Origin of the sequence: Streptococcus parasanguinis ATCC 15912, assembly GCF_000164675.2 — a bacterium.
Lineage (GTDB): Bacteria > Bacillota > Bacilli > Lactobacillales > Streptococcaceae > Streptococcus > Streptococcus parasanguinis.
In genome coordinates this window covers 1,791,408-1,809,215 of record NC_015678.1, presented here as the reverse complement: position 1 = coordinate 1,809,215, position 17,808 = coordinate 1,791,408, and the positions used below count along the sequence as shown (strand labels likewise).

20 protein-coding genes are annotated in these 17,808 nt (G+C 43.6%); 2 read left to right on the top strand and 18 right to left on the bottom strand.

Annotated elements, in window-relative coordinates; genetic code table 11:
• Nucleotides 1-3 precede the first annotated feature (3 nt).
• The 16 genes from HMPREF0833_RS08450 to HMPREF0833_RS08375 form a co-directional block, all read right to left on the bottom strand.
• The gene (locus tag HMPREF0833_RS08450) at nucleotides 4-738 is read right to left on the bottom strand and encodes a response regulator transcription factor (protein ID WP_041818412.1); all 735 of its coding nucleotides are present in this window, start codon (nucleotides 736-738) and stop codon (nucleotides 4-6) included.
• Nucleotides 739-1,658: 920 nt separating this feature from the next.
• A complete protein-coding gene (groL, locus tag HMPREF0833_RS08445) occupies nucleotides 1,659-3,284 on the bottom strand; it encodes a chaperonin GroEL (RefSeq protein WP_013904507.1) in 1,626 nt (541 codons plus the stop codon).
• Nucleotides 3,285-3,305: 21 nt separating this feature from the next.
• A complete protein-coding gene (groES, locus tag HMPREF0833_RS08440; RefSeq protein WP_041818410.1) occupies nucleotides 3,306-3,587 on the bottom strand; it encodes a co-chaperone GroES in 282 nt (93 codons plus the stop codon).
• A 129-nt stretch (nucleotides 3,588-3,716) separates the two neighbouring features.
• Nucleotides 3,717-4,010, bottom strand: a complete 294-nt coding sequence (locus tag HMPREF0833_RS08435) for a hypothetical protein (RefSeq protein ID WP_003004348.1) — start codon at nucleotides 4,008-4,010, stop codon at nucleotides 3,717-3,719.
• A gap of 101 nt (nucleotides 4,011-4,111) precedes the next feature.
• Nucleotides 4,112-4,966: a PTS system mannose/fructose/sorbose family transporter subunit IID gene (locus HMPREF0833_RS08430; RefSeq protein ID WP_037617561.1), complete on the bottom strand. Its 855-nt coding sequence runs from the start codon at nucleotides 4,964-4,966 to the stop codon at nucleotides 4,112-4,114.
• The gene (locus tag HMPREF0833_RS08425) at nucleotides 4,950-5,792 is read right to left on the bottom strand and encodes a PTS mannose/fructose/sorbose/N-acetylgalactosamine transporter subunit IIC (protein ID WP_003019182.1); all 843 of its coding nucleotides are present in this window, start codon (nucleotides 5,790-5,792) and stop codon (nucleotides 4,950-4,952) included. The genes HMPREF0833_RS08430 and HMPREF0833_RS08425 overlap by 17 nt, the downstream gene beginning before the upstream one ends.
• Nucleotides 5,793-5,848: 56 nt before the next feature.
• Nucleotides 5,849-6,343, bottom strand: coding sequence for a PTS system mannose/fructose/N-acetylgalactosamine-transporter subunit IIB (locus tag HMPREF0833_RS08420; protein WP_000261775.1), 495 nt, complete (start codon nucleotides 6,341-6,343; stop codon nucleotides 5,849-5,851).
• A 14-nt stretch (nucleotides 6,344-6,357) separates the two neighbouring features.
• Entirely contained in the window at nucleotides 6,358-6,795 is a 438-nt protein-coding gene (locus HMPREF0833_RS08415; RefSeq protein WP_003019069.1) for a PTS sugar transporter subunit IIA, read from the bottom strand.
• 140 nt (nucleotides 6,796-6,935) lie between these two features.
• The gene (locus tag HMPREF0833_RS08410) at nucleotides 6,936-8,234 is read right to left on the bottom strand and encodes an ABC transporter substrate-binding protein (protein WP_013904504.1); all 1,299 of its coding nucleotides are present in this window, start codon (nucleotides 8,232-8,234) and stop codon (nucleotides 6,936-6,938) included.
• Nucleotides 8,231-8,914, bottom strand: a complete 684-nt coding sequence (locus HMPREF0833_RS08405; protein ID WP_037585171.1) for a response regulator transcription factor — start codon at nucleotides 8,912-8,914, stop codon at nucleotides 8,231-8,233. The genes HMPREF0833_RS08410 and HMPREF0833_RS08405 overlap by 4 nt, the downstream gene beginning before the upstream one ends.
• A gap of 5 nt (nucleotides 8,915-8,919) precedes the next feature.
• Complete coding sequence (locus HMPREF0833_RS08400) at nucleotides 8,920-10,236, bottom strand: sensor histidine kinase (protein ID WP_013904503.1); 1,317 nt, start codon at nucleotides 10,234-10,236, stop codon at nucleotides 8,920-8,922.
• On the bottom strand, nucleotides 10,236-11,219 hold the full coding sequence (locus HMPREF0833_RS08395) for a substrate-binding domain-containing protein (protein ID WP_013904502.1): 984 nt from the start codon (nucleotides 11,217-11,219) through the stop codon (nucleotides 10,236-10,238). The genes HMPREF0833_RS08400 and HMPREF0833_RS08395 overlap by 1 nt, the downstream gene beginning before the upstream one ends.
• 185 nt (nucleotides 11,220-11,404) lie before the next feature.
• Nucleotides 11,405-11,800, bottom strand: coding sequence for a single-stranded DNA-binding protein (locus HMPREF0833_RS08390; protein ID WP_003019117.1), 396 nt, complete (start codon nucleotides 11,798-11,800; stop codon nucleotides 11,405-11,407).
• Nucleotides 11,801-11,904: 104 nt separating this feature from the next.
• Entirely contained in the window at nucleotides 11,905-12,531 is a 627-nt protein-coding gene (gene ytpR / locus HMPREF0833_RS08385) for a YtpR family tRNA-binding protein (protein WP_013904500.1), read from the bottom strand.
• A 9-nt stretch (nucleotides 12,532-12,540) separates the two neighbouring features.
• Nucleotides 12,541-12,858: a thioredoxin family protein gene (locus tag HMPREF0833_RS08380; RefSeq protein ID WP_013904499.1), complete on the bottom strand. Its 318-nt coding sequence runs from the start codon at nucleotides 12,856-12,858 to the stop codon at nucleotides 12,541-12,543.
• The gene (locus HMPREF0833_RS08375) at nucleotides 12,855-13,145 is read right to left on the bottom strand and encodes a DUF4651 domain-containing protein (RefSeq protein WP_013904498.1); all 291 of its coding nucleotides are present in this window, start codon (nucleotides 13,143-13,145) and stop codon (nucleotides 12,855-12,857) included. Before HMPREF0833_RS08375 ends, HMPREF0833_RS08380 begins: the two co-directional genes overlap by 4 nt.
• 142 nt (nucleotides 13,146-13,287) lie before the next feature.
• Here HMPREF0833_RS08375 and pepA point away from each other — a divergent pair, with 142 nt between their 5' ends.
• Complete coding sequence (gene pepA, locus HMPREF0833_RS08370; protein ID WP_013904497.1) at nucleotides 13,288-14,352, top strand: glutamyl aminopeptidase; 1,065 nt, start codon at nucleotides 13,288-13,290, stop codon at nucleotides 14,350-14,352.
• Between the two features lie 244 nt (nucleotides 14,353-14,596).
• A complete protein-coding gene (locus HMPREF0833_RS08365) occupies nucleotides 14,597-16,081 on the top strand; it encodes a DUF1846 domain-containing protein (RefSeq protein ID WP_003019066.1) in 1,485 nt (494 codons plus the stop codon).
• A 336-nt stretch (nucleotides 16,082-16,417) separates the two neighbouring features.
• Here HMPREF0833_RS08365 and folK read toward each other — a convergent pair whose 3' ends face one another.
• Both folK and folE read right to left on the bottom strand, forming a co-directional pair.
• A complete protein-coding gene (gene folK, locus HMPREF0833_RS08360) occupies nucleotides 16,418-17,227 on the bottom strand; it encodes a 2-amino-4-hydroxy-6-hydroxymethyldihydropteridine diphosphokinase (RefSeq protein ID WP_013904496.1) in 810 nt (269 codons plus the stop codon).
• A 25-nt stretch (nucleotides 17,228-17,252) separates the two neighbouring features.
• Complete coding sequence (gene folE, locus HMPREF0833_RS08355) at nucleotides 17,253-17,807, bottom strand: GTP cyclohydrolase I FolE (protein WP_013904495.1); 555 nt, start codon at nucleotides 17,805-17,807, stop codon at nucleotides 17,253-17,255.
• Between the last annotated feature and the right edge of the window lies 1 nt (nucleotide 17,808).

Below are 17,808 nucleotides of genomic sequence, written 5' to 3'. Positions count from 1 at the left end.
CTTCTATTTTTTCAAAGCTTCCAGTAAGCCTCTGTACTTGGTCCGTGAGATCAAGCAATTGTCCCCATTTTCAAAAAAAGCTTTCTTGGCTTCTTTATCAATCTTCGTAATATTTTGCGGATTCACCACAAAGGAGCGGTGGCACCGATACAAGCGGGGATCTGCTTTTTCGATATCGGCAATACTAGCGTAAAATTCCAAGCGCTCTTCCTGGGTGTGTAAAATGACCTTGTGAATGGTTGGAGACGTTTCAACATACAAAATCTTATTAAAAGGAACTTGTACACGCGCCATCGCACTCTCAAATGTAAAGGCATCTTGCGCAATCGTGGTCCCAGCTTGCTCCAAGGTATAGTCGATGGCTGAGCTGATTCTCTCTCTGAACTCTTCCTCACCCAGCGTTTTATCAATAAAATCCAAGGCAGCCACTTTGTACTGAAAGGTAATGGGCATGAATTCAGAGTGGGTGGTGACAAAGACAATGGTCGCATGGGGATCTTTCTTACGAATCTCTTTTGCGATCTCCAGACCTTTTTTCTCCTCACCTTTAATCTCGATATCTAAAAAGAATAGGTGATGAGCGCCTCTCTCTGTGATAGCATCCAGCAACTGGCTTGACTTCCCAAACACTTCTAGCGCTTTGCATTGCAAGGATTTTTGACGGATGAGATCCTGCAAGACCGCTTCGATACGCGATTGTTGGATCCATTCATCTTCTAACACAAAAATCTTCAACAAAGTCCTCACTCCTTCCCCTCTACGAATATGTTCTATTTTACCATAAATGATGCCTGCTGAGCCACTCTTTCAAAAGAGACTCAAAAGGCCTTCTACCTTTTTTCCTTAACAAAAAAACTCTCCCGGAGGAATCCGGAAGAGCTTGCGCAAGGGGAATTTGAAAAATATTTTTTAATATGAAAAAGGTCGATAAAATCTACGCTATGTTCAAACTCTCATTTTACTAGCAGCGATATTACGATCAAGTTTTATTGTCAATAGACATGTATGTGGGAAGTTCTCCCCTTGCAACAATGTAGACCTGTGATCTACTCTTACTAGTATACACTAGAATTATTACAAAATCAGTTAATTTGTATTGCAATTTGTTGGCAAATATTTCTCCGCCTTAAAACACCGCAAACGCTTGATTTTCAAGCATCTACGCAAGTCCTCTTTAATTAGTATTTATCATTTCTGTTACAAAATTTAAAATAAAAATATTATTCCATAACCAATGAAAATCCCAAAGCACAATAAAAAGGGAGCGAGACAGAATGAGTTTTTATAAAAACTCGTTCGTTGTCTCGCCCCCGCAAGGCTGATTAGAGCTCTTCCGAGCTTAAGAAGCGAAGGGAGATTTAGGGAACTTGCTTCGCAAGTCCTATCCGCCACATCAAAGCAGTGCTTTGAGCAATCAACTACTGCGTCAGTCAGCTCACCCTATGATTGGTCGCGAAGATTAGAAAGAATCTTCCACTCCCTTTGAGCTAGTAAGATGATTAGGTAGGCCGCAACATAGCGGCTGGCGTCAAATGATTAGAGGCAAAGCCTCAATCATTTGTAGCGGTTACGACGGAAAATAAAGAAGGACGATAACGCCTTCTTTATTTTCTTAGTAAGACACTTCGGCAAGGCACCATGGTGCTTGCCGAAGTGTCTTACATCATCCCACCCATCATGCTTGGATCCATTCCTGGTCCTGCTGGGGCTACTGGTTCTGGTTTGTTAGCTACGACTGCTTCAGTCGTCAAGATCAGACTCGCTACAGAAGCGGCGTTTTGAAGGGCTGAACGGCTCACTTTAACTGGGTCGATGATTCCTGCATCAATCATATTCACCCATTCACCTGTTGCAGCATTGAAACCTGTTCCGACTTCGGCATTTTTCAAGCGATCAATCACAATAGATCCTTCGTAACCGGCATTGTGGGCAATTTGGCGCACTGGCTCTTCCAAAGCACGAAGAACGATATTGCGTCCGGTCGCTTCATCCCCTTCCAATTCAAGGGTTGCGACTGCAGAGATGACATTGACAAGAGCTGTACCACCTCCGGCAACGATCCCTTCTTCAACGGCTGCGCGAGTCGCATTAAGGGCATCTTCGATACGGAGTTTCATTTCTTTCAATTCTGTTTCTGTTGCAGCACCGACCTTGATCACGGCAACACCACCAGACAATTTGGCCAAACGTTCTTGTAATTTTTCACGGTCAAATTCAGAGGTTGTGGTTTCGATTTGTGACTTGATAACAGCGACACGGTTAGCGATCGCTTCTGGGTTACCAGAACCTTCGACAATGACCGTGCTGTCTTTATCGACTGAAACTTTAGCTGCTTGACCAAGTGCTTCAATGGTTGCATCTTTCAATTCCAAACCAAGATCGTCTGTAATGACTGTACCACCTGTCAAGATGGCAATATCTTCTAGCATGGCTTTGCGGCGATCTCCAAATCCTGGTGCCTTGACAGCTACGACATTAAAGGTACCGCGGATCTTGTTCAAGACAAGTGTTGGAAGAGCTTCGCCATCGACATCATCTGCGATGATCAAGAGTGGACGGTTGCTTTGAAGAATGCTTTCCAACAATGGCAAGATTTCTTGGATATTTGAAATCTTCTTGTCAGTGATCAAAATGTATGGATTTTCAAGGTCTGCCACCATTTTTTCATTATCAGTGACCATGTATTGTGAGAGGTAACCACGGTCAAATTGCATACCTTCAACGACTTCCAGTTCTGTCTCCATTCCACGAGACTCTTCAATCGTGATGACTCCATCTTTACCAACTTTTTCCATGGCTTCAGAGATGTACTCACCAACTTTTTCAGAACGAGAAGACACAGCAGCTACTTGAGCAATCGCTTCCTTGCTCGATACTGGGATCGCATTGTTTTTCAAAGCTTCTACTGCTGTTGCAACAGCGGTCTCAATCCCACGGCGGATGCCAATTGGGTTAGCACCTGCAGTGACGTTTTTGATCCCTTCACGGACGATGGCTTGAGTCAAAACCGTTGCGGTCGTTGTACCGTCACCTGCGATATCATTGGTCTTAGAAGCCACTTCTGACACCAATTTGGCACCCATATTTTCAAAATGGTCTTCCAATTCGATTTCTTTTGCGATGGTCACCCCATCATTTGTGATCAAGGGTGAACCAAATGATTTTTCAAGAACCACATTGCGTCCTTTAGGGCCCAACGTAACTTTCACTGTATCTGCTAAGACATCGACACCACGGACCATTGCAGAACGTGCATCAGATGAAAATTTAATATCTTTTGCCATTTCTCTTACCTCTTTCCTCTCTTACTCTACAATTGCAAGAATGTTTGATGTTCCAACGATAGTGTAGGTTTCTTCCCCATCTTTAACTTCAATTCCTGCGTGGCTTTCAACCAAAACTTGATCTCCTGCTTTTACAGCTGGGGCGATGAGTTCACCACTTAGGGTACGCACACCTTCACCAACGGCCACTACTTCAGCTGTTTTTGTATCGGCCTTGCTCGCACCTGCGAGGACAAAACCTCCAACAGTCTGTTCTTTTTCTTCTACTTTTAAGACCACACGGTCTCCTAATGGTTTTAACATGTTCATTCCTCCATACGTGTTTTTAGCACTCTCTATACGTAAGTGCTAACTTATGTTTCTATTGTATCACTTGGTCAGAAATAGTCAAGAAAAAAACACCTCAAAAATAAATGAGATGTTTCTAAAATATCAATTTAAAATTGTCAATTTTTGATTGAAATCATCGATCACTTTTTGAAGATTAATCCGCCCGCGGTAGATGCCGTATCCAAAAACAATCATGCCTAAAATTCCAACCAAGGCTAGTAAAATCCCGAGGATCAAGAGTGGGAGGAAACTTTTGTGAAAGAGATAGATCAATACCACACCAATACTGGCAATGATAAAGAGTAAGCTGAACCAACGACCAAGGTTTTCAAGCATGTGACGTTGGTACTTGATTTCAGTTTCATATCCATTGACAAGTTCTTGTTTTGTAACCATGGGATTCCTCCTGATAAAAATTGAGAATGAAGTGCAAGTAAAGGAGGTCAATTCACTTCATTCTCAAAAACTCCTACTAGCAAATCCGTTTTTTATTTTCCTTAGTATTTAAGATGTGGGTCGAAGATACCAAGGGCAACACCGATCAAAGCAACTACAACGAGAAGTAACATAACTTTGTTTGGTGAAATTTTTTTCTTAGACATCAACCACCAGCAAAGAGTGATGAAGGCTGCTGTCAAGAGACCTGGATAAACACCATCGATCTTTTCTTGAATGTTCAAGAAGACTTTTCCTTCAGAATTCTTAAATTGAAGGGCTGTTGTAACAGATACCCAAGTAGCTGCTACGGCACCGATAACCATACCACCGACAACGCTGATCGCTTTACGAAGAGCTTGTCCTTTTGGTCCTACAAGGAATTCAACGGCTTTATCCCCTAATTGGTAACCTTTGAAGAAGGCAAAGCGCATACCAAAGTAGACTAAAAGGTTCCATACGACGATGTAGAAGAGAGCACCAGCGATGTTACCACCTTTAGAAAGTCCAAGGGCAATCCCCAAGAGAACTGGAATCAAGGTACCAACGACCAATGAGTCACCAATACCAGCGATTGGTCCCATCAAACCGGCACGCATACCGTTGATGGTTTCGCCATCTACTGCATCTCCGTTTGCACGCGCTTCTTCCAAACCAGCTGTGATCCCTACAACAAGAGATCCAAGTTGTGGTTCAGTGTTGAAGAAGGCCGTATAGGTTTGCATAGCATCCTTTTGTTCTTCTTTTGTGTCATACATTTCTTCTACGATTGGAAGCATAGAAGTCAAGTACCCGAAGGTTTGCATATGTTCTTGAGAGAAACAAGTCAAATGACCATAATACCAATGATGGAATGCTTTTGCTAATGTTTTCTTTGAAATTTTCTTTCTATCAGCCATTTTAAATATCCTCCTCATCATCGTCTAGATCCACCGCTCCAGCAGGAGCAGCTTTCATCGATTTGATCACTTCAAGTTCATAGTAGATTACTGCAAAGATTAATGAAACAACGGCACTGGATACCAAGTTCAATCCGAGAGATTTCGCCAAGGTAAATCCAACAAAGAATGGAATGAAGTCAGTTGCTTCTGTAACAATTTGTTTCAACAAGATGGCAATACCGACACATGGGAGAAGAGCACCGACTGTAAAGAGGGCTTTCATCCAGTAACCATCCATAGGAAGGTATTGTTTCATCAAATCAACCATATTTTCACCGTATTTGGTGATAATCATTGTTGGAAGGAAAGAGAAGAGGAAGTGAGAGATCCAAGGGTAAACCCAGTCAACTGCGTAGAGTTTTTTGAAGTTTCCTTCTTCAACGGCTTTCCAACCAATGTGTTGCCATACCAAGTTCATAGTAGCGGTACCGTAGAAAAGAACTGTACCGATTGTCCCAACAGCTGCACCGATTGGAGCTGCAGCTGCGGCGATTCCTGCTTCATCTGTGATGTTATTGGCATGCACAAACAAGATAGCAAGAGGAACACCGATATAAGAGATGGCACGAACATCGGCAGATACGGTACCACCAGGTGTTACCAAGGCGATATAAACGACTTGAAGGGCAACCCCGACCATAATACCAGTTGTCACATCTCCAAGAATTAAACCTGAAATCAACCCACCGATCAAGGGACGACCGAGTGTATAGTTCCCGATACTGGAACCTCCCATACCAGGCATTGAAGACAAGCTGGCGAAAATACCAAGCAAGATTGCTTGAATCCATGAAATTGTCATAACAAACGCTCCTTTTGTTTGTAAATTTATTTACCTAACAGATAAGACTGTTGGGTTTAAAAACCAAATTTTGATTTGAAATCATCCCAATAACCGATGGAAACATCTGGCAACAATTGGAATTTCACCTTGTAGCCTGCTGCTTGAATGGCTTGGAAGGCTTCTGCTTCTTCCTGAGTGATGGATTGGTTATTCCCCAATTTCACAGCACCTGGACGATCATTTGCAGGGCCAACGATGATTTCTTTGACATCACCTGGGACAAACCCTTGGTCGACCAAAATTTCCTTCATATCGATTGGATTTTTGGTGATCAAGAAGTAACGACTATCTGATTCTGTTACTTTTGCTGATTTTTCCTTAAAGGCTTCCTTTGTCCATACAAAGGTTTTCTTGTCTGATGCGCCTTTGTAAGCTTGGATCAAAACCTTGTTTGATGCTGCTGCATCGTTTACGGCAATCAAACCATCACATGGTTTTTCTTTTGCCCAGCGTGTGACTGTCTGACCGTGAATCATGCGGTCATCAATCCGTACAAATGTTACTACCATAAGGTACCTCCCTATTAAATATCGTCATCATCTTCTTCAGCACTAGTGGCTGAAACTTCAAAAGGCTGTAGTGCAGATCGTGCTTCTGATAAGATGGTGGCTGATAAATCGTCTCCATCCAACACATCCTTCATCACAACTGCCGTCAAGGCCATGGTAAGGTTCATCCCACCAAGGATCAAGGCTCCATCGAGCTTTCCAGCTTCTTCTAGAACCGTGGCTGCAGTGGTTAATGGACTACCACCTACGATATCTGCCAAGACCAAAACAGAATCATCAGCTGTCAATCCTGAAATGCTCTCTCTAAAATCAACTGCGAAGTCATCAACCGATTTTCCTTCTTTGAGTCCAACTGCGATGACCTGATCCAACTTGTCACCAGCAAACATGGCCAGTGATGTTTTTAGACCTTCTGCCAGTCCACCATGACTGACCAAAACGAGGTATTTCATTTTTCTACGCCTCCTTTATTTGACTCTATTGTAGACTATTTGAAAGCGTTTTTATATTGTCAAATGTCACATTCCCAATATGACATTTAGCAATTAAAAAATGACATCTGTCACTTGACAAAATGCCATCTTATTTTGCTCTAAACTCCTACCTGTAGACTACTCTCAATCTCCCTCTGAATTTGAGGCAAGCGGTTCTCGACATCCTGATCGCGCAAGGCATTGCCAATCAAGTAGTCTAGCTTTTCTAGCACCTCTTTTGAGACATTTTTAGGACTACTTTCAACAGCTTGTTCCATGATGCGGTTCAAGGTCTGATTGGTCAAGGAATCTGTTCCAAAATCATCCACCTGCAGAAGGTCTTTACTAGAGCGACTCTTGACGACCTGTGGCATGACAGAGATCCCTTGGGATTGGGCAAAGAGGGTTTGTTGAATGTCTGGATCCTCTGTTAAGAGTTGCATCAATTCCCAAGCTAACTTGGAATGAGAACTTCGAGCCGACATAGCAAAAGAAGTCGTCGTGACTAAGGTTGCCTTGGTCGTTTTTGACTTAGCAGGCATCGGGATACAGGTCCAGGTGAAGTTTGAATATTTAGAAACGTGGTAGGGATAAGGTTTATAGGTCCGATATTGGGCTAAGGTCATGGGATAGAAGGCGACTTTCCCCTGGTCAAAATCTTTAGAGCTCACCTTGTAATTTTTATTTAGATCTTCCAATTTTTGCAGAAAAGTCAAAGACTCTTTCACCTCTGGAGCTGTCAGCTTGAGCATGCCACCTTGGAAGAGATAACCTCCATTTGCCGCCAAGGCTTCTTTCCAGGTGTATTCTGTACTCCCAAATTGGTCCAATTGCCCATCCCCATTGGTATCTTTGGTTAGTTTCTTGCAAATCGTATAGAACTCTTCAAGGGTCCAACCTTCTTTGGGAACCGCGATGCCTTCTTTATCCAAGAGATCTTTATTGACACACATCAAAATCGGATTGCTTTCATAAGGCAAGGCATAGGTTTGCCCCTGAAAGACACCCGATTCAAAGGCAACGGGATAAAAGGCAGCTTGATCTTTTCGATCCATATAGCCGTTTAACTTTTCTAGCACACCCCGCGCTGCTAATAAGGAAAGATCTTGCTCAGAGACCATAAACACATCTGGCGTCTTTCCTGAAACAATCTTTTCAGAGAGCCAATCTGAATAATCTGACTGCGGAATCCCATTTTCATACTCTACACGGACGTGGGGATGGGATTTCTCAAATTTTTGAATCGCACGATCCAAGGCATGGGAACGTTGACTAGTTGGCACATCCCAGCTAGAACCTGCATAAACGCCGATATGGAGTACGGTCGGTTGCTGTTTCCACCAATAAAAACCTGCGCTTGCACAGAGCACAACAAGGAGACCGATCCCCCAACAAAGATGCTTTCGCTTCAATTTCATTCTGTATTTCCTTTAGAAAAATCACGTCTCGTCACTCCTGTTTGGACTGACCAGATCGCTAATTGCGTTCGATCTCGTAGGTTTAATTTCGCCAAAATCGTTGATAAGTAATTGCGCACGGTTCCTTCTGATAAGAAAAGTTTGGCCGCAATTTCTTTATTGGACTCCCCATAGCCGACTTCTTGGATAATGCGCCATTCCGTCGTGCTCAAATCCTTAACATTGTCCTCATCCACAGCAATAGAGAAGTTGGTTTTGGCCATTTGTGAGAAAATTTGAAAGACTTTACTAGCGATATTCGGGTTGATCATGGCTCCGCCTTGATACACCACCTTAATCGCTTCATAGAGTTCCTCTGTCGAAGCTCCCTTTAAAAGATAACCTGAAGCACCATACTTGAGCGCACTATAGATAAATTCATCATCGTCAAAGGTCGTTAAAATAATAATTTTGATATCCGGATAATGCTCTTTTACTTCTTTTGTCGCCAAAACCCCATCCATGCCTGGCATCCGAATATCCATTAAGATCAGGTCAGGATGTGTCTGCGGAATGCTAGATAAGACGTGATTCCCATCTTCCACCGTGGCCACCACTTCGATATCGGGGTGGGCTGACAAAATAATTTTCAGAGATTCTCGAATCAAGGCCTGGTCATCTGCCACCATTACTTTTATCACCATCTCTATCTCCCTTCTTTATATTTCGGTAAACTGACGCGCGTGAAAAATCCATCGCGACTTTCAAATTGAAGCTGTCCTCCTAGGATAGAAATTCGTTCCATCATCTGCTTGAGCCCATAGCCATAGGTCAAGGTTTCAAACCCAACCCCATTGTCCTGCAACTCGATCAGGTAATCTTCTTCATCCTCAAAAAAATGAAGGCTCATCTGACTGGCATGACCATGGCGAACCGCATTGGTCATAGACTCTTGGATCACACGAAAGATCGTATCTTCAATCATGACGTCCATATCGACATCGACCCATTCATAATATAAATCAACCTGCAAGTTGGAAAGTGTCTGGTACTCGCGGATCATCTTTTCCAAAGCATCTTTGAGGGTTCGTCCCTCAAGGGCACCTGGACGGAGGCGGTTGAGAGAGCCTCTCACATCTTGAATCCCTTCCCGGACAACTTCTGATACGCTTTTTACCTGCTCTTTTGCCCGATTGGGATCGATATCAATCAAGACTCCAACAGCATCTAAACCTGCCGAGATCCCTGTTAGCGCATGTCCCAAGGTATCGTGAATCTCCCGAGCAATCCGCTTGCGCTCCCGATCTTCTGCAATCTTCTCAGACAAGGCCATATAGTTGTTCAACTCCGTATTGACCTTCGAAACCATGGCCAACTCTTCTTCCACTTCGTGGTTTTCCGCAAGAACATTCATAATATAGAACAAAAGCGAAATAATGAAGAGCACCATATTCAAGGCATAGAGGGAATTCTTTAAGAAAAAGGCCAGAATCCGAATGGAGGCAGGATAAAAATGAATATAGACATCCAGAGAAGGAATCGGAAAGAAAAGCGAAAAGACGTCTGAATTGGTCACAAGAAGCATCAAGAAACTCACTAGGATAAACGCAAACCAATACTTGCGGTCTCGCTTGGTATTCAACTCTTTGGAACCATAGAAGATATCCGCAAAAACCAAGAGAATGAGCCCGTTATAAGCTACATTTTGGACCCACATCAAGAGCAACATCAGGAGGATCTCCAGAATGTTCCACTTATCAAAAATGGACCATCGACTCGTTTGAGACCGATAACGACTCATGGAAATCAAGGCAATCCCAGCAAATAAGAGTGCAGACAACCAAAAAGTTGTAGAGGGCGCAAAAGGAATGCGCTCTAAGCGTTCTACTAATAGGGAAGCTTGTCGTTGGGCAATGATATAATTGGTTGCTTGAAGATAGATGATACTGTTGAGCATCACAGCGATAAAATTCACGACCATCAGGATGGCCAAACTGTATCTCACACCTCTAAATTTTCTCATTACTGCCACCCATTCACATCAAATTGATCGATGTTTTCCTTTGTCATCATCTGAACCGGAATGGTTATTTCTTTTTGGTAGCTCTTCCCATCAGCCATATCTTGGATGACCTCCATCACGCGGTCTCCCATCTTCAAAGGAGACTGGGCAACGGTTCCTACAACATCATCTGTCGAGTGCAGCAAGGTTTTCATATCTGGTGAGCCATCAATCCCATAGATCGCAATGGAATGGGTGATCCCTTGCTCCTTGATCGCTGCTAAAGCTCCTATAGCTGAACGGTCATTCAAGGAAACTAGAGTATCGACATTTCCCCCTGACTGCAAGAACTTACGGACAGCTGGCATAGCGATCTCCGTCTGACCCTTGGTTTCTAGTTCCGAGATAATCTCATATGACCCATGTCCTTTGATGGTATCCTTAAATCCCTGAATCCGCGTATCTGCTGAAACAGTCCCCTTATGCTCCAAGAGAAGGATCCGAGCATTTGAAGAGCGTTTCATCAGCTCTTTTGCAATCAAGACTCCTGCTTGGTAGTTGTCGGAGACAATGCTGGCATCCGGCTTAAAATGCTTGATCTGGGTATCAACTGCAATGATCTTAATTCCTTGTTTTCTAGCTTTTTTAAGAGCCCTTAAAATGGGCTGACTATCTCCTTTGACCGGATTAATCACAATCACATTTACCTTTTGAGCGCAAAAATCATCGATCTGCTGGCTCTGCCTTTTTTCGTCCAATTCTGGATCTCGGACATAGACAAGAGCCTCTTTCTCATCGGCAATTCGACTTATTTCCGAATGAATACTTTTATAGAACTCATTGTTCATGGTCATATAGGTGACACCGATCTTGGTCTGATCCTTGATGCTACTGGTTTGACAAACGGCATAGATCCACAAGAGGATGCAGGTCACTGGAATCACCAGTAGAACCCGTTTTATCAGCCATTTTAACAGTTCTTTTCTTTCTTCTTTCCCCTTCAAACTCCGTTCCTTTTCTGAAAATTTTGAATATATATTACTTTATTTTACTACTTTTTCAAAAAAAGTGCTGGTTTTTATTGTGCAGATCAATTTTCCAATCCTTTTAAAAAGAATAAACACCGAATAATCTCTCTGAAAAATATTAAAAAACTGGTCTTTTAACAAACCAGCTTTCTTTATCTCCTCTAAAAAGGAAGATCTTCCTCTTCTAAGATAATATCGGCCAAATCTCCCGTTCCACCATTTTCACGCATCGCTCGCTGAGCGCGGCTCTCTAGCAACTGAAAACTTTGGCAGAGGACCTCTGTCACATACTGCATGACCCCATTTTTCTCGTAGCGGCGTGTCCGAATCTCTCCATCCAAAGAGATCAAGCTTCCTTTACTGGCATAACTAGCCATGGTTTCAGCCAATTTCCCCCAGACAACCACATTAACAAAATCCGTCTCTCGATCTCCATTTTGGTCCTTGTAGCGACGATTGACCGCAACGGTCACTCGGGCAACGGATTTGTCTGTGCTGGTTTTATGCAATTCTGGAGCCGCTACTAGGCGACCGATTAAAATAACTTTATTATACATCATTTACCTCCTATCTATTTATTCGAAAAAATTTCAAAAAATGGAGGTGACAAACCAAAATTATCAAAAAAATCTAGGATCCAAAACATCCTAGATTCTTCTCTTTATTCGTTCCAGTGACGAGCAGGATCAAAAGGTGTCCCTGCTACTTCTGCATCATCCAATTCAATAATGCCTCGTTTTTGAGGAGCATTTGGCAAGTGCAATTCACGTGGACTGCACATCATGCCATAGCTTTTTTCTCCACGAAGGGCCCCAGGGAAAATCAAGCTACCATCCGGCATCATGGCACCTGGAAGAGCGACAATGGTCTTGAGACCCACTCGCGTATTTGGAGCTCCTGCTACGATCTGAACTGTCTTATCTGGTCCAACTGCTACTTGGCAGATATTCAAGTGGTCACTATCTGGATGGGCTACCATTTCACGGATTTCTCCAACCACAAATTTTGGTTCCCGATCGTTGACCAAACGTTCTGCGAAACCTTCTCTTTCCAATTCTTGATTCAAACGAACTACTTGCTCATCTGTCAAAAAGACTTGGCCATTGCCTTCGATGGCGAAGAAAGATGAGGCATCAAAGATATTCCAGGCAACGGTTTCTTGGTTGTCCTCACGGTAAACGCGAGCTACTTTTCCTTTTCTCTCAACCGCGAGCTTTGCTTCTCCACTATTTTTCAAGGTCAGCATCAATACATCGCCGACTTGTTCTTTGTTGTATGTTACAATCATGATTTTCTCCTATTTTAATCCTGCTAAGAATGCTGTAATCTGCGCTTTGGTTTTCCGATCCCGATTGACAAACCGACCGATTTCCTTATCCTTTTCCAGAACCACCAAACTTGGGATCCCATAAACATCCCAGACTTTCGCCAGATCCATATAGGCATCGCGGTCAATCAAGATAAAGGTAAATTCGGGATTTTCAGCCTCAATCTCCGGCAAAAAAGGTTTGAGGTAACGGCAATCCCCACACCAGTCGGCTGAAAAGACAAAGACTTTCTTGCCCTCTTGCTCTACATAAGAAGCAATTTCTTCTAGAGAATTTGGTGTAATCATAGTTTTTCCTCTTCATAATGCAAGAGACCATCCTCATAGACAAAGCGGTAATGGCGCTCATCTTCAAAAATGACACCACCTACTAAGCGCTCTTCACTAGACTCGTAGAGTTCCACATACAGAGTCGCAATCGTCCCCATGGCTTCCATTTGTTCCCGCACTTCTGCTACCAACTCTTCTTGGGTACGGAGACGATTTTGATCTTTGGCAATTTTATAAACACCGGCCGCAAGAGCTCCTGCACTTGCTACAGCCAGACTAGACAAAATAATTTTTTTAGCTTTCATAGTGCCTATTGTAACACAAAATAAGCAGAGGGACAACGGTCTAGGCTAGATCTCTCCCTCCGCTTTTAGAGACTGATTTCCATAATAACGCTACCATCCTTGTAGAAAAAGTGATAAAATAACATCAGAAAGAAGGTAACCTATGACTGATTTATTTTCTAAAATCAAAGAAGTAACTGAAATCCCTGCTATCTCAGGTCATGAAGCTCCTGTACGGGATTATTTGCGCCAACAATTGACCCCTCATGTGGACGAAATCGTGACAGATGGTCTTGGTGGGATCTTTGGGGTCAAACATTCAACAGCTGCCGATGCTCCTCGTATCTTAGTAGCTGCCCACATGGACGAAGTTGGTTTTATGATCAGCGAAATCAAAGCTGATGGGACTTTCCGTGTTGTCCCAATCGGAGGTTGGAATCCGATGGTCGTCAGCAGCCAACGCTTCAAACTCTTTACACGTGACGGACGTGAATACCCTGCTATTTCAGGATCTGTTCCTCCTCATTTGACACGTGGAACAGGTGGACCAACCGTACCTGCCATTAGCGACATCGTCTTTGATGCTGGCTTTAGCTCTAAAGCCGAAGCTGAAAGCTATGGGGTCTGTCCTGGAGATACCTTGGTCCCAGATAGCTCTGCTATTCTTACTGCTAATGGTAAAAACGTCATCTCAAAAGCATGGGATAACCGCTACGGTGTCTTGATGGTCAGCGAATTGGCCAAGAGCCTTTCTGGACAAGCCTTAAACAACGAACTCTATGTAGGGGCCAACGTTCAAGAAGAAGTGGGACTTCGTGGAGCCCACACTTCAACCACTAAATTTGATCCTGAAATCTTCCTTGCTGTAGATTGTTCGCCAGCAGCCGATGTCTTTGGAGACCAAGGTGCGATTGGGGAAGGAACACTGCTTCGCTTCTACGATCCAGGTCACATCATGCTACCAAATATGAAAGACTTCTTGCTCACTACGGCTGAAGAATCGGGCATCAAATTCCAATACTATTGTGCCAAAGGTGGTACCGATGCAGGTGCAGCACACTTGAAGAATGGCGGAGTCCCATCAACAACCATTGGTGTCTGTGCACGTTACATCCACTCTCACCAAACCCTCTATGCCATGGATGATTTCTTGCAAGCGCAAGCCTTCTTACAAGCATTGGTTAAGAAATTGGATCGCTCTACAGTTGATTTGATTAAACACTATTAAGTAGCATCGATCTGGAGCCCCGTAAGGGGCTTTTTTAGAGGGAAAACAAGGTTCTCTTTGAAACTTTCCAGCGTGAGTCACCATTGAGCCCCTCGGCATCCACATTCCCCTTAGGAAAGTATCTTAGAATATTTTATCTTCCATCTGTTTTCTGATATAATATGAAAGAATGAAATGGTAGGGAACGGAACACTCATCCTTGGATTCGTGTGGCAGGCCCTTCCCTTATATACAGGAGTTTTACATGAAAAAACAAGCTTTTAGTTCTGAAAAGTATTTGAACTTGCAACGTGACCACATTATTGAGCGGATCAACCAATTCGATGGCAAGCTCTACCTTGAATTTGGTGGTAAGATGTTAGAGGACTTCCACGCTGCTCGTGTCCTCCCTGGATACGAACCAGACAATAAGATCAAGTTACTCCAAGAATTGCGCGACCAGGTGGAGATTGTCATTGCCATCAATGCCAACAATATTGAGCACTCAAAAGCCCGTGGAGATCTAGGAATTTCTTATGACCAAGAAGTACTGCGCTTGATCGACAAATTCAATGAACTCGGCATCTATGTTGGATCCGTTGTCATCACCCAATATGCTGGACAAGCTGCAGCAGACGCCTTTCGCAAACAACTGGACAAGAGCGGGATCGCCTCTTATCTCCACTATCCGATCAAGGGCTATCCGACTGATATGGACCACATCATCTCTCCTGAAGGGATGGGGAAAAATGACTACATCAAAACTAGTCGCAATTTGGTCGTTGTGACGGCTCCTGGACCTGGTTCTGGTAAGCTGGCAACTTGTATGTCCAATATGTACCATGACCAATTAAATGGGATCAAATCAGGTTATGCCAAGTTTGAAACCTTCCCAGTATGGAATCTTCCTTTGCACCACCCAGTCAACTTGGCTTATGAAGCAGCGACTGCAGATCTAGACGATGTCAATATGATCGATCCTTTCCACCTTCAAACCTACGGGGAAACAACTGTCAATTACAACCGCGATATCGAAATCTTCCCTGTCTTGAAGCGCATGTTGGAACGCATCTTAGGAACCTCACCTTATGCTTCTCCAACAGACATGGGCGTCAACATGGTTGGCTTTGCCATTGTGGACAATGACGCTGCGATTGAAGCTTCCCAACAAGAAATCATCCGTCGCTATTACCAAACCATTTTGGATGTTAAAGCAGAGCGTGTCGGTGAAGGAGCTGTCAAGAAGATTGAGCTCTTGATGAATGATTTGGGCATTACTCCAAATGACCGGAAAGTGACCGTTCTTGCTCGTCAGAAAGAAGAAGAAACAGGTGAGCCAGCCTTGGCCCTTGAATTGCCAAACGGCGAGATGGTGACCGGAAAAACCTCTGATCTCTTTGGCCCAACCGCAGCCCTCTTGATCAATGCGATCAAAAAATTGGCGCATATTGATAAAGAAACCAAATTAATCGAGCCAGAATATGTCCAACCTATCCAAGGTCTGAAGATTAATCATTTGGGTAGCCGCAATCCTCGTCTTCACTCGAACGAGATCCTCATCGCCCTTGCCATTACAGCCATGAGCAACGAAGATGCTAAGCTTGCTATGCAAGAATTAGGCAAGTTGAAAGGCAGTGAAGCCCACTCAACCGTGATGCTGACAGACGAAGACAAGAACGTCCTTCGCAAGCTCGGTATCAACGTTACCATGGATCCTGTCTACCAATACGATCGCTTGTATCGTAAATAAACTAAGACAAACAAAAACACTCCCTGCTCGAGGGAGTGTTCAGATTGAAGACAAAGTCTTCTTAAAAAAACTTTCCTTAGGTGAGTACGGACGTCAGCGAACTTCTACGAAGTTCCATGACTAATTATTGAGCCTAAGGTCTCAATAATTCCGAGTGCCTGAAACTGAGTCGTTTCAGGCACTTTTCTCACGGTGGAAAGTTTCAGAATATGATTGAATAACTATAACGAGTATAATTTTTAAAGAATTGATTAGATTTTATTAAAGATTCGTTTCTCAACGCTCTCAACAATCCCTCGAATAGGGATTGTTTTTTTATGATGCAAAGAAGAGGGACTATTTGACAGCCTCCCATAATTGGCGAATGGGCTTTCTTTGAACAGGGTCCACAAAATGAGGAGCAATTTCATTCAAAGACTCTAGGACAAAGGCACGTTCTGCCACATAAGGATGTGGCAAGATCAAGCTCGGACTGTAACAAATGGTGTCATCCATATAGAGCAGATCTAGATCGATCACACGCGGCCCCCACTTGACCTCACGGACACGCCCCATTTCCTGCTCAATGGCAAGTAAGGTCTCTAGTAAATCCTCTGGGGTCATCCAGGTTTCAACCTCTGCCACTTGATTCAAAAAGGTGTCCTGCTCCACTCCTCCCCAAGGTTCTGTTTCAATCCTTGTGGATGTCTGAAGAAGGCGAATGCCTCGATCCTTGATTTTTTCTAGCGCCGTCTCTAGTTGCAGTTGTTTATCTCCCATATTGGTGCCAAGCCCAATAAAGGCCCGTTTTTTCTCCCGTTCGATTGTCACCGAACAAGTCTCTAATGGCAAGGGAACAGGAGCCCATGGCTTTTTCAACTCCAGACGAACTTTTTCTACAAAGGCATAGCTTTCGAAAATCTTTTGAACCAACTGAAAGGCCACCGTTTCAATCAGATCGATTTTTTCTGCCTGCATCCACTCGGTCAACTGTTCCGCCAAGATCCCATAATGAATCGAAGCTTCCAAATCACCTGTGCGGGCAGCACGAGTCATCTCATAATCTACCCATAGGTCTAGGACAAAGCGTTGTCCTAATTCTTTTTCTGCCGGAAAAACACCGTGATAGGCGTATACCTCTAAGTCCTTGATCCGTAATTGATCCACTCTGTTCACCTCTTATAGCCAGCCATTAGTGGCCCATGAGTTTATAGGCTTCATTTTTTAAGTCTTTATTTGTCGCAAGCACTCCACGCGCTGCAGTTGTCACTGTAGCGGTCCCAGGTTTACGGACACCACGCATGTTCATACACATATGCTCTGCTTCTACCCAGACAAGTGCTCCTTGTGCTCCAAGATATTCCATCAAGGCATCTGCGATTTCTACCGTCAAACGTTCCTGAATCTGTGGTTTTTTAGCATAAACCTCGACCGTACGAGCCAGTTTTGAAAGCCCAGCCACACGGCCATTTGGAATGTAGGCAATGTGCACTTTTCCATAAAATGGTAAAAAGTGATGCTCACACATGGAATGGAAGAAGATATCCTTCTCGACCACCATATTGTTATCAATGATTTCAAATGATTTAGACAGGTGCTCTTCTGCTGTCTGCCCTAGTCCCGCAAAGATTTCTTGGTACATCTTGGCAATGCGGGTCGGCGTTTCCTGAAGGCCCTCACGGTTCTCATCTTCACCGACTGCCTCGATGATCATTTTCACTGCTTCTTCAATTTTCTTTGTATCCATA

What these genes read in the sequence shown, in the direction of transcription:
- groL (WP_013904507.1), bottom strand. Translation starts at nt 3,284, where the DNA reads ATGGCAAAAGATATTAAATTTTCATCTGATGCACGTTCTGCAATGGTC.
- groES (WP_041818410.1), bottom strand. Translation starts at nt 3,587, where the DNA reads ATGTTAAAACCATTAGGAGACCGTGTGGTCTTAAAAGTAGAAGAAAAA.
- HMPREF0833_RS08435 (WP_003004348.1), bottom strand. Translation starts at nt 4,010, where the DNA reads ATGGTTACAAAACAAGAACTTGTCAATGGATATGAAACTGAAATCAAG.
- HMPREF0833_RS08430 (WP_037617561.1), bottom strand. Translation starts at nt 4,966, where the DNA reads ATGAGGAGGATATTTAAAATGGCTGATAGAAAGAAAATTTCAAAGAAA.
- HMPREF0833_RS08425 (WP_003019182.1), bottom strand. Translation starts at nt 5,792, where the DNA reads ATGACAATTTCATGGATTCAAGCAATCTTGCTTGGTATTTTCGCCAGC.
- HMPREF0833_RS08420 (WP_000261775.1), bottom strand. Translation starts at nt 6,343, where the DNA reads ATGGTAGTAACATTTGTACGGATTGATGACCGCATGATTCACGGTCAG.
- HMPREF0833_RS08415 (WP_003019069.1), bottom strand. Translation starts at nt 6,795, where the DNA reads ATGAAATACCTCGTTTTGGTCAGTCATGGTGGACTGGCAGAAGGTCTA.
- HMPREF0833_RS08410 (WP_013904504.1), bottom strand. Translation starts at nt 8,234, where the DNA reads ATGAAATTGAAGCGAAAGCATCTTTGTTGGGGGATCGGTCTCCTTGTT.
- HMPREF0833_RS08400 (WP_013904503.1), bottom strand. Translation starts at nt 10,236, where the DNA reads ATGAGAAAATTTAGAGGTGTGAGATACAGTTTGGCCATCCTGATGGTC.
- HMPREF0833_RS08390 (WP_003019117.1), bottom strand. Translation starts at nt 11,800, where the DNA reads ATGTATAATAAAGTTATTTTAATCGGTCGCCTAGTAGCGGCTCCAGAA.
- ytpR (WP_013904500.1), bottom strand. Translation starts at nt 12,531, where the DNA reads ATGATTGTAACATACAACAAAGAACAAGTCGGCGATGTATTGATGCTG.
- HMPREF0833_RS08380 (WP_013904499.1), bottom strand. Translation starts at nt 12,858, where the DNA reads ATGATTACACCAAATTCTCTAGAAGAAATTGCTTCTTATGTAGAGCAA.
- HMPREF0833_RS08375 (WP_013904498.1), bottom strand. Translation starts at nt 13,145, where the DNA reads ATGAAAGCTAAAAAAATTATTTTGTCTAGTCTGGCTGTAGCAAGTGCA.
- pepA (WP_013904497.1), top strand. Translation starts at nt 13,288, where the DNA reads ATGACTGATTTATTTTCTAAAATCAAAGAAGTAACTGAAATCCCTGCT.
- HMPREF0833_RS08365 (WP_003019066.1), top strand. Translation starts at nt 14,597, where the DNA reads ATGAAAAAACAAGCTTTTAGTTCTGAAAAGTATTTGAACTTGCAACGT.
- folE (WP_013904495.1), bottom strand. Translation starts at nt 17,807, where the DNA reads ATGGATACAAAGAAAATTGAAGAAGCAGTGAAAATGATCATCGAGGCA.